This window comes from Streptomyces sp. NPDC053541, assembly GCF_044544705.1.
Taxonomy (GTDB): domain Bacteria; phylum Actinomycetota; class Actinomycetes; order Streptomycetales; family Streptomycetaceae; genus Streptomyces.
Genome location: NZ_JBITXM010000001.1, coordinates 446,496 through 460,675, shown reverse-complemented (window position 1 = coordinate 460,675; position 14,180 = coordinate 446,496). Strand labels below are relative to the sequence as shown.

Sequence of the window (14,180 nt, the reverse complement as noted above, 5' to 3'; positions counted from 1 at the left end):
ACCGCCGTCCCGCCCCACCCCCTCTCCTCCTCTTCATCCCCGCGCACCACGCGATCAAGGAGTACGCACACCATGGCCCGTTTCGACGTCAACGCCGCTCGCGCCCAGCGACTGGAGGCTCACGGCCGCACCTGGTCCTTCGAGCTGGACGGCGAGTCCTACACGCTCCCCACCGAGCTGTCCCGCAAGACCGCGAAGGCGCTGCGCAAGCTCGACGACAACGACGTGGACGGGCTGCTCGAACTCCTGATGGGTGCGGAGCAGTACGCCCGCTTCGAGGAGCACGACATCACGATGCAGGACGTCGCCGCCATCCTGGAGGCCTACGGCAAGGAGACCGGGCTCGGCCTGGGGGAAGACTGAGCCTCGTCGAGTTCGTCGACGAACACGCCGAGGCCCTTGAGGCGGACCTGCTCCGCTACTACCGGACCGACCTGCTCGACTGGCACCGGGGCGAGCTGTCCAGCCGGCGGCTGATGATCCTCGTCAAGAACCTGCCCCGGGACAGCGCCGTGCAGCGCGAGCTGCACGGCGAGGCGGCGGAGTGGTCGATCTCCGACCACCTGCTCGCCGCGACGGTGGACCACCTGGCCGTCGCCAACTGGATGTTCCAGTGCGTCAACAGCGACGAGGACGGCGAGACGCCCGATCCGCCGAAGCCGGTCCCCCGGCCGGGAGTGGCGGACGAGGACGAGGACGGGGCGGACGAGAACCCCTCGGCGGAGGGGACCGGCGACGAGTCGGTCTCCCCGCTCGCGCTCGCCCGCTTCTTCGGCTGACGTCCACCCGCTCGTGCCGGACCCCCGAGGCCCCCGGAGCCCGTTCCCCTCAGGGAGCGGGCTCCGGGGGCGCTTCCGGTGCTCGCTCGGCGGCCAGCTCCTCCTCCAGGGCCCTGGCCCGCTCGGAGAGCCGGCGCCCGCGCGCGCCCGCGCGCGCGTCCTGCGGGGGCACGTGGTCGAGCGGCGGCACGATGGGCCGGCCGCCCTTGCCGCGGACGACCTTGCGGACGGGCTGGGCGTTGCGGCGGGGCCGGCCGGGCTCGGCGTCGGGCTCCGGCTCTCGTACGGGTTCGGGCGCGGGCTCCGGGCCGAGCTCGGGCTCCGGATCGGACCCGGGGTCCCGGTCCGGCTCGGGCTCGGGATCGCGGTCCGGCTCCTGCTCGGGCGTCGGCTCCGGCTCGGGGCGCTGTTCGAACAGCTCGCGCTCCCGGCGCACCCGCTCCTCTGCCTGGACGACCACGGCCGGCGGTTCGAGCAGCCGGGCGAAGGGCAGCGGGATCACCCGGGCCCCGGTCCCGTCCTGCGCGTCGGTGCGGCGCTGGGGCCGCCGGATGCCCCGCGCGTCACCCTGGCCCTGGGCGTACGCGTCGGCCACCCGCTTCTCGTACTCCCGCCGGATGCGCGGGAGTTCGTCGGAGACGGCCTCGGCCCACCCGGCGGTGAAGGCGGCCGTCTCACGACGGTCCACCTCGGCGCGGGGCAGTACCACCAGATCCTCCGGGGCGAAGCCGTCGACGTGGACGAGCTCGGCGAGCCGCGCGAAGAGATGGGGCAGATCCGGATGGGATTCGAGCCAGTCGACGACCCGCTCCCGCCGGTTAGCGCCCGGCTCCGTGTCCATGCGTCTGCACTGCCTTCCAAACCCCCTGGGGTTCCCCCGCGCGCCCCTCGCGCCCCGTCGCCCCCCTGACTGTGTCAGGTCCGGGGAACGCGTCCCCCAGAGTACCCCGGTCGAACACCAGCCCCGATCAAGGCCCAACCCCAGGGGGAACGGGGCAAGGAGACACGCCGTCAGAGGTTTGCGGCTCGACAAACATCGAACAGGTGTTCCACAATCTGTTCGCACAGAAGTTCGATAACGTGGTGCCCCCGCCTCACTCCGCGGCGCCGCCACGCACGCACGGGCAAGCAACGGAAGGCAGGCGTCCATGACTCAGCAGGCCGGGGCATCGCGACCGCACATCCCGCTCCAGGACCGCCTCGCCCAGCTCCTGAACGGACCCGCCGCGCTCGACAAGAGAGCGCTGCTGGGCACCCTGCGCGCCGAGGTCGACCGCCGCGAGGCGGCCGCCTACGCGGCCGGCTGGAACGACGCCCTCGCGACCCTGCGCCGGAGCGACGACGCCTGACCGCCCGCCCGCCCCCTCCCCGCACGAGCCCCTGCCGAGTTCCCCGCGGCAGGGGCTTTTCGGCGCTTGGCCGTCACCGGCCGGAAAGCGGAGTAATCCATGGCAGAGCCAACGATCAGGGACGTCCTGGACAAGGTCGCCGAGCTCAAGGGCGACCTCGAGACCGCCACCGTCAGCGTGAAGAACGTTGAGATGCAGCGGATGACCGACAAGGAGAAGAAGGAGGCCGAGGACAAGAAGCGGGAGGAAGAGGAAAAGGCCCGCAAGGACGGGAAGGACGTCCCCGAGGACCCCAAGGTCACGATCTCCAAGTTCAAGGCCTCCCTCATCGAAGCCGATCCGAAGATCCTCACCGAGCGACACCTGCCGATGAACTTCATCACGAAGTTCGACTCCATGCACGAGGAGCTCAGCAAGCAGCTGTCGAGCGAGCTCTGGGAGGCCGCCGGTTTCGACACCATCGGCGCCGCCGTCGAGAAGGTTCACGAGAACAACGAGAACGCCTGGAAATACTGGGTCGCCGCCCTCGGCAGCCTGGTCATCCCGGCGATCCTCGGGGGCATAGGCCTGGTACTGCTCGCCAGGTTCACCACGATCCAGCGGGCCATCCAGGGCGGCTTCTTCAACATCGTCTCGTTCCTCAGCCGCGGCCGCGTCGCAAGCGGTCAGATCATGGCCAGAAACGACAACGGCGACGGCTGGGGCCTTCAGCCCAGGACGCATGTCGAGGAGCGCGAACGGCTCGCCGCCGCCGGCGTCCCCATCGCCAACCTCCCTGACGAGCAGAGGCTGCGCACCCTGCGGGACGCGATGGGGAGCGTCAACTCCAAGATCACGACCTTCAACACCGAGGTCCGCAAGCTTCCGAGCGCTCGCTCGCTCGAGAAGACCGCGACGGCCGTCGGCAAGGTCAACACGGCGATCTCCGCGGCCGTTCCCACGAAGATGAACGCCGTCGCCGAGAAGCTCGTGAAGCTCGCCGAGGCTTCGGAGAAGTACAAGGAAAACCCGGTCGACCTGAAGGAACTGGGCAAGTTCAACAAGCTCATCGACAAGTCCAAGCCCAGCAGGGTCGCGGAGCTCGCCCGGGCGACCGGAAAGCTCGCCGGTGCCCAGCGGCACTTCAAGCCGGAGAAGCTCCCCGATGCCGGCAACCTCCGGACGGCCGCACGGGCCGCCAACGACCTCGCCGAGGCGGGCGGAAACGTGACCCAGGCCTTCAACAACTTCCGCATCGCCGTCCAGCGCGCCGACGACACCCTCTGAGACCCCACCCCGAAAGGAGGTAACCCATGTCCCTCGTCAAGTCCCTCAAGGGCGCATCCGACGGCCTGCGCACCCTCAAGACCCAGGCCTCCGGCGCCGGCAGCTCGGTCAAGAAGGTCGGCGACGCCGGCAAGGCCGCGTCCGGGCAGCTCAAGAACCTCAAGACCAACGCCCAGGGCTCCAACTCCCAGCTCAAGAACCTCAAGACGTCCTCCGACCAGGCCGAGAAGGCCATGTCGAAGGCGGGCAGGACCGCCGAGTCCGCCGGGAAGAAGCTCGGCAAGTACGAGTCCGGCGCCGGCAAGGCCGCCAAGGGTCAGGACAAGCTCAACAAGTCGATGAAGGGCAACTTCCTCGCCCGCCTCATCGACCTCTTCATGCCGCTGATCGAGAAGATCGTCGACATGGCCCTGCAGTCGAAGACGATGCAGAAGATCCTGAAGAAGGCCTTCGACGCCATCAAGACCGTGATCAGCTCGGTCATGAAGGCCGTCGGCCCGATCATGAAGAAGGCCGGCCAGCTGATCAAGACGGTGTGGAACGGCATCAAGAAGGCCGTCTCCACCGTCGTCAAGGCGGTCGCCACCGTCATCAAGACCTACGTGAAGATCTGGAAGACGGTCATCACCACGGTCATGAAGGCGATCAAGACCGTCGTCGGCGCCGTCTGGAAGGGCATCAAGGCCGTCATCACCCCGGTGGTGAACTGGATCAAGACCGCCATCCCGAACGCCTTCCGGGCCGTCAAGGACAAGATGTCCTCGATCTGGAACGGCCTCAAGGACATCGCGTCCCGGGCCTTCGAAGGCATCAAGTCCGGCGTGTCCGGCCCGATCAACGCCGTCATCGGCCTGATCAACCGCATGATCAGCGCCGTCAACGGCGTCAAGGTCAGCGTCCCCGGCTGGGTGCCGATCGTCGGCGGCAAGACCTTCGGCGTGAACATCCCGACCATCCCGATGCTCGCCACCGGTGGTGTCGTCATGCCGCGCGCCGGCGGTGTCCCGGCGATCCTCGCCGAGGCCGGCGAGGCCGAGGCCGTCCTCCCGCTGTCCAAGCTGGACCGGCTGCTCGCCCTCACCGCCCGCCGCGCCCGCATGTCGGCGCAGCTGCACGGCGGCAAGGGCGCCGGCGTCGGACTGCACATCGAGCACTACCACGCGGCCCGCGGCAGTGACCCGCAGGCCACGGCCGACGCGCTGATGTACCTGGCGAAGGCCCGCGGATGAGTGCCGCCGCGATCCGCATGCCGGCGTTCGGGCGCGTCACCCCGGTGATGAGCTCGCTGGGGCGGGGCGCGGAGGCCGCGGGCGGCGCGATGAAGCGCTTCCAGGGCGACGTCCAGCAGGCCGCCGGGAACATGGCGAAGCTCGTCTCCGAGATCCGCACCGCCGGCACCTCCGTCCGCACCCTCGGCTCCACCGCCTCCGGCGCGGCCGGCTCGGTGCGCCGGATCCAGCGCTCCAAGGCCGGCGCCGGCATCAAGAAGCTGGGCACCGCAGCCGGCAAGGCCCGTACCGCCGCCGGGAGGTTCGGGCCCGCGGTCGGCGGGATCCTGGCCGTCCTCGCGCCGATGCTGCCCGTCGCCGACGTCATCACCAAGCTGATGGAGACGTACGGCACCGTCATGACCGTCGCCTCCGTCGCCATGACCGGGGTCAACCTCGCCATGCGCGCCAACCCGATCGGCTTCCTCGTCGGCATCCTCGTGCCCGTCGCCGCCTGGTTCATCGAGTACGCGATGCAGACCGAGACCGGGCAGCGGATCATGAAGCAGGTCTTCCAGGCGGTCCTGAAGGGCTTCCAGGCCGTCTGGACGTTCCTCCAGCCCGTCATCAAGGCCATCGGCACCGCGGTCGGCACCTACGTCAAGGCGTACCTCGCGCTGTTCAAGGCCGCCCTCAAGGGCATCGGTTCCGCGATCGACGGCATCCGGAGGATCGGCAGCGCCGTCTCCTCCGCCGCCGGCGCCCTGCGCGGGATCGCCTCCCGCACCATGGGCGCGATCAAGAGCGCGGTGAAGCCGGTCCTGACCTTCGTCACGGAGAAGATCCCCGGCTTCTTCCGGCACGCCAAGGACGCCGTCGCCAAGGCCCTGCGCGGCATGGGCGACCTGATCAAGGGCGCCCTCAGCGCCGTCCTCGGCGTCGTCAAGGGCCCCATCAACGGGCTCATCGCCTTCGCCAACTGGATCATCGACGGCCTCAACAAGCTGAGCGTCAACATCCTCGGCAAGAAGTTCGGCGTCGACATCGACAAGATCCCGATGCTCGCCGAGGGCGGTGTCGTCTTCCCCGGCGCCGACTCCGCGCCGCGCATCGACCCGCTCACCGTCCTGGAGGCCCGCCGGGTCCCGGCCGTCACCGAGGCGCCCCGGACGCCGCACCGCATCCGGGACTTCCACGAGGACCCGGGTGCCGGGCCGCGGGCCGTCGCCGAGGACCTGCTCTTCCTCGCCGGCGCCCACTGCTGAGCCCACCGCTGGGCCGACCGCTGCCCCGGGCCCGCCGCCCGGGCCCCGGCCCGTACCCCGCTCCCGCTCCCGACACCCCCTCAGAAGTGAGGTGACGGCCCCATGGCCGAGACCACCACCGCATACGCCGGAAACGCCTTCACCGCCGACCTCGCGCCCGGCTCGCTGATCACCCAGGACGGGCAGATCCAGTGGGCCGGGCTCCTCATCGGGCCGGGCACGCCCTTCGCCGTCGACCGTTCCGGTCTCCAGGGCTGGGAGGACCTGCCCGAGTACGACTCCTCCGACGCCGAGCGGCCCACCTCGCACGGCGCGTGGCCCGGCTCCCGCTACGCCAAGCCGCGCAAGGTCGGCGGCACCATCGTGCTGACGCCCGAGTACGACGGCGTGCCCGAGGCGCTGCGCGCGCTGCGCCAGTCCCTCGCGCTGCTCGACGAGGAGCGCTGGCTCACCGTCCGGCTGCACGGCGAACTCCTCGCCGTACGCGCCCGGATCGCCCAGCGGGTCGTCCCCGCCGACCAGGGCTTCGCCACCCAGGGCAGCTCCCGGATGTCCATCCAGTGGCTGGCCTCCGACCCGCGCCGCTACGCCGTCAACGAGCAGTCCGTCTCCACCGGCGCACCGCAGCCGGAGAGCGGGCTGACCTGGCCGCTGACCTGGCCGCTCGACTGGGGCCAGGCCACCTCCACCGGCGACACCGTCGCCGAGAACACCGGCTCGGCCGCCACCCACCCGGTGATCGTGTTCCGCGGCCCCTGCTCGATGCCGAGCGTCACCGACCGCACCAGCCGGCGCCGGCTGCGGTACGCGATCGACCTGGCCGCCGGCGACCAGCTCACCGTGGACACCGCCAACGGCACCGTGATGCTCAACAACACGGCCTCCCGCCGGCACACCGCGATGGCCGACTCCACGCCGGAGGAGCTGTTCACGCTCGACCCCGGCCGCAGCGAGCTGTCCTTCCGCCCCGACTCGGCGGCCCCGGAAGCCGTGATGACCGTCCACTGGCGCAGCGCCGAGTGGTGACCCGGTAACCCCCGTTCCCTTCCCCTCCCCACCGAGAGGCACGAACCATGACCGTACGGGCCGCCTGGCTCCAGTCCACGGGCCAGACCCGCGAGGACACCCGCCTCACTCTCGCCGCCCTGCTCACCCCCAGTGGCCAGAGCGAGCTGGAGACCCCGCTGCGCTCCCGCCCCGGCATCCTGCCGGGCGGCTTCCAGCTCACCCAGGCCGCGCCGATGCAGTGCACCATCGGCACCGGCCGCGCGATCGTCCAGGGCAAGGACACCAACCAGGGTGCCTATCTGGTGGCCGCCGTCACGCCCGAGACGCTGACCATCGAGGACGGCAACGCGCAGTACGACCGGATCGACCTGATCGAACTGGTCGTGCTGGACGACCAGTACGACAAGACGGGCGTCACCGGCGCCTCGATCCGGCTGGTCAAGGGCGAGCCGGCGGCCGTGCCGGTCGCCCCCGCCAGCCCGAGCGGCAGCGCCCTGCCGCTCTACACCGTGCTGGTCAAGAAGGGCACCTCCGCCGGCACCGGCGGCATCACCTGGACCGGCACCGGCAGCAACGTCACCACCCAGCACTGGCCGGTCGTCGCGCTCGGCGGCATCCTGCCCGCGAGCGGCTTCAAGGGCGCGTACGCCGGCCAGTACCGCGACACCAGCGGCGTGCTGCAGCGCTGGGACGGCACCACCTGGGTCTCGTACCCGAAGGCCCTCGGCGGCGTCGCCCCCAGCAGCACCGCCACCGGCGGCTACACCGGCCAGTACCGGGACACCTCCACGGGCCTCCAGCGCTGGGACGGCGCGGCCTGGCAGTACACCGAGGGCACCGCGAAGATCCTGTTCGGCGCGACCCAGTACCTGTCCACCCAGCAGCAGAGCGTGGCGCCCGCCGCCTGGACCGTGATCACCCTGCCGACCGTCGAGATCGACGACGGCACCGGCTGGAACGGCACCCACACGTACACCATCCCGCGCACCGGCTGGTGGCGCGTCGGCGGTCACGTCAGCTGGGCGAACGACGGCCAGACCGGCATGCGCGGCGCCCGGATCGTCACCGGCGGCACCGGCCAGCCCCGGATGACCTGGCTCATCCCGGCCGGCAACGGCGCCGTCACCGTCGGCGGCCAGGGCCTGATCCGGCTCGCCGCCGGCACCACCGTCCAGCTGCAGGGCTACCAGTCGCACACCGCCGCCGTGAAGACGCTCGGCGGCTCCGGCTACGGCTGCACGCTGCACGCCGAGTGGATCAAGGCCTGACCCGTCCCCGTCCCTCCCGCACCACCGAACGGAGAACCCCATGAACCTGCGCAGCAGCTGGGTCGCCGAGACCGGCCAGACCCGCGAGGACACCCGCCTCAACCAGATCGGCGCGACCACGCCCGTCAACCCCGTCCAGGTCCGCTCCGGCATCCTGCCCGGCTCCTACGGCGGCCCCCACCGCCTGTCCGGCTTCTGGACCGAGGGCACCGCCCTCATGCAGGTGACGGTCCACGAGGGCCGCGCCGTCATCCAGGGCGACATCTCCCAGGGCGTCTACCCGGTGGCCCTCACCACCCCCGAGGTGCTCACCGTCGCCCCGGGCACCGACCAGCCCCGCAAGGACCTGCTCGTCATCCGGATCTACGACAGCCTGTACGACGGCCAGCTCCGCCAGGAGGCCAAGGTCGAGATCATGCAGGGCACCCCGGGCAGCCCGGACCGCCCGGCCGCGCCGCCGCGCTCCCTGCCGCTGTACGAGATCGCCGTCCCGGCGAACGCCAGCGCCGGCACCGGCGGCATCCAGTGGGGCAGCGCCCTGAAGGACCTGCGCACCCCGGTCGTCTCCATCGGCGGCATCCTGCCCGTGGAGGGCGAGGTGCTGCCGGGCGGTTACCCGGGCCAGTACCAGGACACCGTCAACGGCCAGCTGCAGCGCTGGGACGGCGGCAAGTGGGTGTCGTACCCGGAGGCGCTCGGCGGCATCGTCCCGACCAGCGCCGGCAACGTGCCGGGCAGCTACATCGGCCAGTACCGCGACACGACCGGCGGCTCGCTCCAGCGCTGGGACGGCACGACGTGGAAGCCGGCCGTCCTGCCGGGCCCGTACTTCACCGACACCTCCGACTACGGCGAGACCGCGTCGAGCACGTACGTCAGCACCCTCACCGCGGGTCCGGCGAACCCGGTGTCGCTCACCTTCACCGCCCCGGCGTCGAAGAACGTCCTCGTCTCCTTCGGCGCCCGCATCCGCTCGCGCAACGACCTCTACGCGTACGTGGCGCTCCAGCTGAGCCAGGGCACCACCGTGATCCAGCAGCCCAGCGACGAGCTGGCGGCGATCTGCGCGAGCGACAACCAGATCTCCACGGCCAGCGCGCGGCGCCTGTCGGGCCTGACCCCGGGCGTGAACTACACGCTCACGGCCTACTACCGGATCGTCGCCAACACCGCCGGGGTCAAGGGCGGTTTCGACAACGTCTTCATCCGCGTCGACCCGCAGTTCTGACCGGTCGCCCACCCCTTCGAGAGGAGACACCATGGCCCTGCGCAGCGGCTGGCTGCAGCCCACCGGCCAGACCCGGGTGACCACCCGCCTCACCGCCCTCGGCGCCACCACCCCGGTCGACCCGGTCGCCTCCCGCTCCGGCATCCTGCCGGGCTCGCCGAACGGCACGTACCGGGTGAGCGGCTACTCCCTGACCCCCATCGGTCCGATGACCGCGAACCTCTCCTACGGCCGCGCCGTCGTCCAGGGCCCCAACTCCCGGGGCGCCTACCCCGTGAGCCTCGACGCGGACATGCCCCTCACCTTCGCCGACGGCGACCCCTTCAACCCGCGCCTCGACCTGGTGGTGCTGCGGGTGTACGACGCGGAGTTCGACGGCCAGACCCGCAGCGAGGCCACCGTCGAGATCCTCCAGGGACAGCCGAAGGCCGTGCCCGAGGCGCCGCAGGCACCGGCCACCTCCCTGTCGCTGTTCCGCGTCCTGGTGCCCGCCGGCTGCTCCGCCGGCACCGGCGGCATCCCGTGGACCACCTCGCTCACCGACCTGCGCACCACGACGGCCGGGGTCGGCGGCATCCTGCCGGTCTACAACAACGCGACGGTGCCGGGCTCCTACCCCGGCCAGTACCAGGACAACAACAACGCCCGCCAGCTCCAGCGCTGGGACGGCACCGCCTGGATCCCGTACCCGAAGGACATCGGCGGCATCGCCCCCAGCGGCTCGCTGTCCACCGGCAGCTACACCGGCCAGTACCGGGACAACGCCGGGGTCCTCCAGCGCTGGACCGGCACGGCCTGGGCGAACTACCAGCCGCCGGCCGAGACCGAGGCCACCACGACCGGGGCCACCCCGCTCACCGGCTGGGGCCTGGTCGGCTTCACCGCCCGCCGGACCAAGAGCGGACTGTGCACCGCGACCGTCACCGTCACCCGCACCGGCGCCCAGATCAACGTCAACAGCGCCGGCAACTTCGACGACGAGGCCGTCTGCGTCCTGCCCGCGGGCTGGCGCCCGGCCCTCCTCGTCGAGGCCCCGGCCTGCGACGGCTACGGCAACGGCGGGGCCACCGTCAACACCTCGGGCCAGGTCGACCTGCGCACCTGGTCCTCCAACGGCGCCCTCGTGCCCGGCCGCAACATCCGCATCTCCGCCACCTACGTGCTCTGAGGAGGCTCGTCATGGCACTCGACACGCCCTACCGGGCCATCTTCTGCGATCTGCTCACCGACCAGACCCTCGACATCCTGCCGCTGCGGGACGTCTCCATCGACGACTACATCGGCAAGGCCGGCTCGCTGTCCGGCACCATCCCGATCCCCAACGCGGAGATCGCGGACCGGGTCAAGAAGGTCCGCGAGGGCCGCACCGCGGTCTACCTGGAGCGCGGCGGCGACCTGTGGTGGGGCGGCATCGTCTGGACCACCACCCTGCAGTCCAGCGGCCGCGGGGTGCTCACCCTCGGCGTGCAGGCGGCGACCTTCGACTCGTACGCGAGCCGGCGCCGGATCCGCACCGACATCTCCTTCACCACCCCGACCGACCAGCTGGACATCGCCCGCCGGCTGTGGAGCGAGCTCGACCTCCAGGACGACCCCACCGTCCCGCCGGAGGAGGGCCACCAGCCGCGCCGGCTCGGCATCACCTTCGGCGAGGAGAAGTCCCCCGAGAACAAGGGCCGGCGGACCGCCTCCTGGCGCCGGGGCGACGAGACCGTCTACCTGGAGGCGCTCGACCAGCTCGCCGCGCTCGAGGACGGCTTCGAGCACCAGATCCTGGTCTACCGCGACCCCAACGACGGGCGGCGGATCCGACAGCTCCGGCTCGGCTCCCCCAAGATCGTCAACGGGGCGACCGACCTGGTCTTCGACCGGCCCGGCTCGATCCTGTCGTACTCCTTCCCGTACGACGCGACCCGCGGCGGCACCACGGCACTGGCCCGCGGCGCCTCGACCAACTCCAACGCCGCCGCCGAGTCCCGGCCGATCGCCTCCACCCAGCAGTACGCCAGCGACCTGCTCGCGGACGGCTGGCCGCTGATCGACCTGTCCTCGGACCACAACGAGGTCACCGACACCCTCACCCTGGACTCGCTGGCCAAGCGCGAGCTCGACGAGGCCCGCGGCACGGTCGTGATCCCCGCGATCAGCATCCACCTCGGCGGGATCGTCCCGCCCGCCCTGCTCGGGCGCATGGCCCGCATCCGGATCACCGACGAGTGGTTCTCGGAGGGCCTCGACACCCGGTTCCGGATCATCGGCGTCAAGGTCACTCCCCCGGAGCGCGGCCGACCCGACACCGCCGAGCTCTACCTTGAGGAGGCCTGATGCCCAAGCTGCCCGAGGACATCATCGACCGGCTCAACCAGATGGAACGCCGGCTCAAGGCGCTGTCCACGGCCGTCAACACCCGTCCCGCGGTCAACGAGTTCCGCCCGCCGGTCACGTCCGACAGCATCACGGTCACCCGCCCGCTGTTCCGCGTCTTCGACGGCTACGGTCACGAGATCTTCTCCGACGACATCATGACCGGCGGCCTCGCCCGGCCGTGGCTGCCGCTGATGCCGCCGCTGCCGGCCGAGACGACCAAGTGGCCGTCCACCAGCAGCACCGCCTTCACCACCATCGCCCGCTGCTCCAACCCGATCTGGCAGCCGAAGCTGCGGCTCGCCATCAACACGGCGGCCTCCTCGGGCGCCAGCGGCCAGGTGAGGGTCCTCGTCGACGGCGTCGCCTTCGGCCCCACCGTCACCGCCGGCACCACCTACGACTACACCGGAGTGCTGCCCGGCGACATGAAGACCCGGTTCGGCCAGACGATGACGATCGAGGTCCAGGCCGCCCTCACCACCACCAGCGGCACCGTCTACGCCCAGCCCGTCCTCATCCACGGCAAGCAGACCTGAGGAGCCCCGCCGTGAACATCGACCCCACCCAGCCCTGGGGCGTGGCCATCGACTACGCCGGCCGCGCGACCGTCACCGAGTCCGGCCACACCTTCGCCATCCACGTCCACGACAACAGCCTCGGCTACGTCCTGGAGCGCGACCCGGTCACCGGCCAGTACCCGCCGGTGTACGTCTCCGCGCAGTGCGCCGAGACCGGCACCGGCGACGTCGTGCTGCGCGGCTCCGGCCTGGTCACCGTGCCCGGCCAGAACGGCATGCCGGTCGTGCCCGACCCGACCGCCGTGCAGAGGGCGGTGGCCGCCGCGCTCGCCGACTTCGAGACCCGCCGCGCCGGGTACGCCGCCCTGTGCGCCGACTGGGCCCCGGCCCCGGAGCCGCCGGCGCAGCCCGCGCCGTAACCCGGCCCCGTCACCCCGCTCCCGTACGCCCCGCGCCGCCCCGACCGGCCGGGGCTTTCCGCATGTCTGGAGGCCCTCATGGCCGCACCACTCTCCGCGGACCGGCTCGTCGCCGCGCTCCGCGCCGAAGGCGTCAAGGTCGTCGAGCACGACGGCTGGCGCACCCACGACCGCAACGGCCATGGCTCCTGGGGACCCGTGGCCGGTGTGATGATCCACCACACCGTCTCCAGCGGCACCGCGAACACCGTCGCCCTGTGCTACGACGGCTACGCCGGCCTGCCCGGCCCGCTGTGCCACGGCGTCATCGCCAAGGACGGCACCGTGCACCTGGTCTCCGCGGGCCGCGCCAACCACGCCGGCGGCGGCGACCCGTCCGTGCTCCAGGCCGTGATCAGCGAGACCTACGGGGTACGGCCCCCGGTGCCGCGCGAGCACCAGGGCAGCGCCGGCGCCGTCGACGGCAACTCCCGCTTCTACGGCTTCGAGTGCGTCAACCTCGGCAACGGCTCCGACCCCTGGCCCGCCGAACAGCTCGACGCCATCGAGCGGGTGTCCGCCGCCCTGTGCCGGGCCCACGGCTGGGGCGCCAAGTCCGTCATCGGGCACTCCGAGTGGTCCGACTGGAAGAACGACCCCCGCGGCTTCGGCATGCCGGGCATGCGCGACCGGGTGCAGAAGCGCCTCGGCAAGGCCCCGGCCGCGAAGCCGACCGCGCCCGCCAGGCCGGCCCCGCCGCGCTACCAGCCCTTCCCCGGCACCGCCTTCTTCAGGACCACCCCGAGCTCCCCGATCGTCACCGCGATGGGCCGCCGGCTGGTGGCCGAGGGCTGCGGCCAGTACCAGGTCGGGCCCGGCCCGCGCTGGTCCGAGGCCGACCGCCGCTCGTACGCCGCCTGGCAGCGCAAGCTCGGCTTCCGCGGCTCGGACGCCGACGGCTGGCCGGGCGCCACCTCCTGGAACGCGCTCAAGGTCCCGTACACCGCCTGACTCCCCCCACCGCACGCAAGGAGAACCACCGATGACCGAAGCCGCCAAGCGGACGGCCCGCACCCTCGTGCAGACCGCCGTCGGCATCGCCGTCGTGCTGCCCGCGATCGTCGACGCCGCGGGCATCCCCGAGACCCTGCCCTGGGTCGCGGGGGCGCTCGCCGTCGCCGGCGCCCTCACCCGGGTGATGGCCCTGCCGGCCGTCCAGCGACTGCTGCCGTCCTGGCTGCGCGTGGAGCCGGGGGCGGCCGATGACCGAGCCTGACCCGAACGACCCGGTCGCCGTCGCCCTCGAACTGGAGCGGCTGCGCGGCACCCTGGAGGCCGGCTTCGCCCGGGTCGACGGCTCCCTCGCGCTGCTCGTGCAGCGCAGCGACCAGACCGACAAGCAGCTCGCCGACCACGAGTCCCGGCTCGACGCCCTGGAACGGGCCCGCTGGCCGCTCGCCTCGGTCGCCGCGCTCACCGCGAGCGCCGGCGTGCTGCTCGCGGTCTGGGAGCTGGCGAGCCGCTGA

17 protein-coding genes are annotated in these 14,180 nt (G+C 71.8%); 16 read left to right on the top strand and 1 reads right to left on the bottom strand.

Annotation, left to right across the window (positions count from 1 at the left end):
- Window positions 1-72: 72 nt before the first annotated feature.
- A complete protein-coding gene (locus ACIGW2_RS02335) occupies window positions 73-363 on the top strand; it encodes a hypothetical protein (protein WP_361575176.1) in 291 nt (96 codons plus the stop codon).
- Between the two features lie 113 nt (window positions 364-476).
- A complete protein-coding gene (locus ACIGW2_RS02330) occupies window positions 477-779 on the top strand; it encodes a hypothetical protein (RefSeq protein ID WP_361575173.1) in 303 nt (100 codons plus the stop codon).
- Window positions 780-828: 49 nt separating this feature from the next.
- On the opposite strand, the gene ACIGW2_RS02325 is transcribed toward ACIGW2_RS02330, so the two are convergent.
- Window positions 829-1,620 (bottom strand): hypothetical protein, encoded by a 792-nt coding sequence (locus ACIGW2_RS02325; RefSeq protein WP_399840627.1) that lies wholly within the window; start codon window positions 1,618-1,620, stop codon window positions 829-831.
- A gap of 307 nt (window positions 1,621-1,927) precedes the next feature.
- Here ACIGW2_RS02325 and ACIGW2_RS02320 point away from each other — a divergent pair, with 307 nt between their 5' ends.
- The 14 genes from ACIGW2_RS02320 to ACIGW2_RS02255 all read left to right on the top strand — a co-directional run bounded on the left by ACIGW2_RS02320 (window position 1,928) and on the right by ACIGW2_RS02255 (window position 14,180).
- On the top strand, window positions 1,928-2,128 hold the full coding sequence (locus ACIGW2_RS02320) for a hypothetical protein (RefSeq protein WP_361575167.1): 201 nt from the start codon (window positions 1,928-1,930) through the stop codon (window positions 2,126-2,128).
- A gap of 99 nt (window positions 2,129-2,227) precedes the next feature.
- The gene (locus ACIGW2_RS02315; protein WP_399840625.1) at window positions 2,228-3,394 is read left to right on the top strand and encodes a hypothetical protein; all 1,167 of its coding nucleotides are present in this window, start codon (window positions 2,228-2,230) and stop codon (window positions 3,392-3,394) included.
- A 26-nt stretch (window positions 3,395-3,420) separates the two neighbouring features.
- Window positions 3,421-4,623 carry a phage tail protein gene (locus ACIGW2_RS02310; RefSeq protein WP_391653201.1) on the top strand — a complete coding sequence of 401 codons (1,203 nt, stop codon included), beginning with the start codon at window positions 3,421-3,423 and terminating at the stop codon, window positions 4,621-4,623.
- Entirely contained in the window at window positions 4,620-5,867 is a 1,248-nt protein-coding gene (locus ACIGW2_RS02305; RefSeq protein ID WP_399840623.1) for a tape-measure protein, read from the top strand. Before ACIGW2_RS02310 ends, ACIGW2_RS02305 begins: the two co-directional genes overlap by 4 nt.
- Window positions 5,868-5,969: 102 nt before the next feature.
- Window positions 5,970-6,893, top strand: a complete 924-nt coding sequence (locus ACIGW2_RS02300; protein WP_361575155.1) for a phage distal tail protein — start codon at window positions 5,970-5,972, stop codon at window positions 6,891-6,893.
- Window positions 6,894-6,940: 47 nt separating this feature from the next.
- On the top strand, window positions 6,941-8,143 hold the full coding sequence (locus ACIGW2_RS02295; protein ID WP_391653203.1) for a hypothetical protein: 1,203 nt from the start codon (window positions 6,941-6,943) through the stop codon (window positions 8,141-8,143).
- A 40-nt stretch (window positions 8,144-8,183) separates the two neighbouring features.
- Complete coding sequence (locus ACIGW2_RS02290; protein ID WP_399840621.1) at window positions 8,184-9,371, top strand: hypothetical protein; 1,188 nt, start codon at window positions 8,184-8,186, stop codon at window positions 9,369-9,371.
- Window positions 9,372-9,402: 31 nt separating this feature from the next.
- A complete protein-coding gene (locus tag ACIGW2_RS02285) occupies window positions 9,403-10,539 on the top strand; it encodes a hypothetical protein (protein WP_391653205.1) in 1,137 nt (378 codons plus the stop codon).
- Between the two features lie 11 nt (window positions 10,540-10,550).
- A complete protein-coding gene (locus ACIGW2_RS02280; protein ID WP_361575144.1) occupies window positions 10,551-11,696 on the top strand; it encodes a hypothetical protein in 1,146 nt (381 codons plus the stop codon).
- Entirely contained in the window at window positions 11,696-12,274 is a 579-nt protein-coding gene (locus ACIGW2_RS02275; RefSeq protein ID WP_391653206.1) for a hypothetical protein, read from the top strand. The genes ACIGW2_RS02280 and ACIGW2_RS02275 overlap by 1 nt, the downstream gene beginning before the upstream one ends.
- 11 nt (window positions 12,275-12,285) lie before the next feature.
- Window positions 12,286-12,675 (top strand): ATP-binding protein, encoded by a 390-nt coding sequence (locus ACIGW2_RS02270; RefSeq protein ID WP_361575138.1) that lies wholly within the window; start codon window positions 12,286-12,288, stop codon window positions 12,673-12,675.
- Between the two features lie 78 nt (window positions 12,676-12,753).
- Window positions 12,754-13,665: a peptidoglycan-binding protein gene (locus ACIGW2_RS02265; protein WP_399840618.1), complete on the top strand. Its 912-nt coding sequence runs from the start codon at window positions 12,754-12,756 to the stop codon at window positions 13,663-13,665.
- 31 nt (window positions 13,666-13,696) lie between these two features.
- The gene (locus ACIGW2_RS02260; protein WP_128980813.1) at window positions 13,697-13,930 is read left to right on the top strand and encodes a hypothetical protein; all 234 of its coding nucleotides are present in this window, start codon (window positions 13,697-13,699) and stop codon (window positions 13,928-13,930) included.
- A complete protein-coding gene (locus ACIGW2_RS02255; protein ID WP_356063715.1) occupies window positions 13,917-14,180 on the top strand; it encodes a hypothetical protein in 264 nt (87 codons plus the stop codon). The genes ACIGW2_RS02260 and ACIGW2_RS02255 overlap by 14 nt, the downstream gene beginning before the upstream one ends.

Excerpts from the sequence above, each read along its gene's own strand:
- ACIGW2_RS02255 (WP_356063715.1), top strand. The coding sequence starts at position 13,917 with ATGACCGAGCCTGACCCGAACGACCCGGTCGCCGTCGCCCTCGAACTG.
- ACIGW2_RS02305 (WP_399840623.1), top strand. The coding sequence starts at position 4,620 with ATGAGTGCCGCCGCGATCCGCATGCCGGCGTTCGGGCGCGTCACCCCG.
- ACIGW2_RS02335 (WP_361575176.1), top strand. The coding sequence starts at position 73 with ATGGCCCGTTTCGACGTCAACGCCGCTCGCGCCCAGCGACTGGAGGCT.
- ACIGW2_RS02290 (WP_399840621.1), top strand. The coding sequence starts at position 8,184 with ATGAACCTGCGCAGCAGCTGGGTCGCCGAGACCGGCCAGACCCGCGAG.
- ACIGW2_RS02265 (WP_399840618.1), top strand. The coding sequence starts at position 12,754 with ATGGCCGCACCACTCTCCGCGGACCGGCTCGTCGCCGCGCTCCGCGCC.
- ACIGW2_RS02295 (WP_391653203.1), top strand. The coding sequence starts at position 6,941 with ATGACCGTACGGGCCGCCTGGCTCCAGTCCACGGGCCAGACCCGCGAG.
- ACIGW2_RS02260 (WP_128980813.1), top strand. The coding sequence starts at position 13,697 with ATGACCGAAGCCGCCAAGCGGACGGCCCGCACCCTCGTGCAGACCGCC.
- ACIGW2_RS02285 (WP_391653205.1), top strand. The coding sequence starts at position 9,403 with ATGGCCCTGCGCAGCGGCTGGCTGCAGCCCACCGGCCAGACCCGGGTG.
- ACIGW2_RS02315 (WP_399840625.1), top strand. The coding sequence starts at position 2,228 with ATGGCAGAGCCAACGATCAGGGACGTCCTGGACAAGGTCGCCGAGCTC.
- ACIGW2_RS02320 (WP_361575167.1), top strand. The coding sequence starts at position 1,928 with ATGACTCAGCAGGCCGGGGCATCGCGACCGCACATCCCGCTCCAGGAC.
- ACIGW2_RS02280 (WP_361575144.1), top strand. The coding sequence starts at position 10,551 with ATGGCACTCGACACGCCCTACCGGGCCATCTTCTGCGATCTGCTCACC.
- ACIGW2_RS02330 (WP_361575173.1), top strand. The coding sequence starts at position 477 with ATGATCCTCGTCAAGAACCTGCCCCGGGACAGCGCCGTGCAGCGCGAG.
- ACIGW2_RS02275 (WP_391653206.1), top strand. The coding sequence starts at position 11,696 with ATGCCCAAGCTGCCCGAGGACATCATCGACCGGCTCAACCAGATGGAA.
- ACIGW2_RS02325 (WP_399840627.1), bottom strand. The coding sequence starts at position 1,620 with ATGGACACGGAGCCGGGCGCTAACCGGCGGGAGCGGGTCGTCGACTGG.
- ACIGW2_RS02310 (WP_391653201.1), top strand. The coding sequence starts at position 3,421 with ATGTCCCTCGTCAAGTCCCTCAAGGGCGCATCCGACGGCCTGCGCACC.
- ACIGW2_RS02300 (WP_361575155.1), top strand. The coding sequence starts at position 5,970 with ATGGCCGAGACCACCACCGCATACGCCGGAAACGCCTTCACCGCCGAC.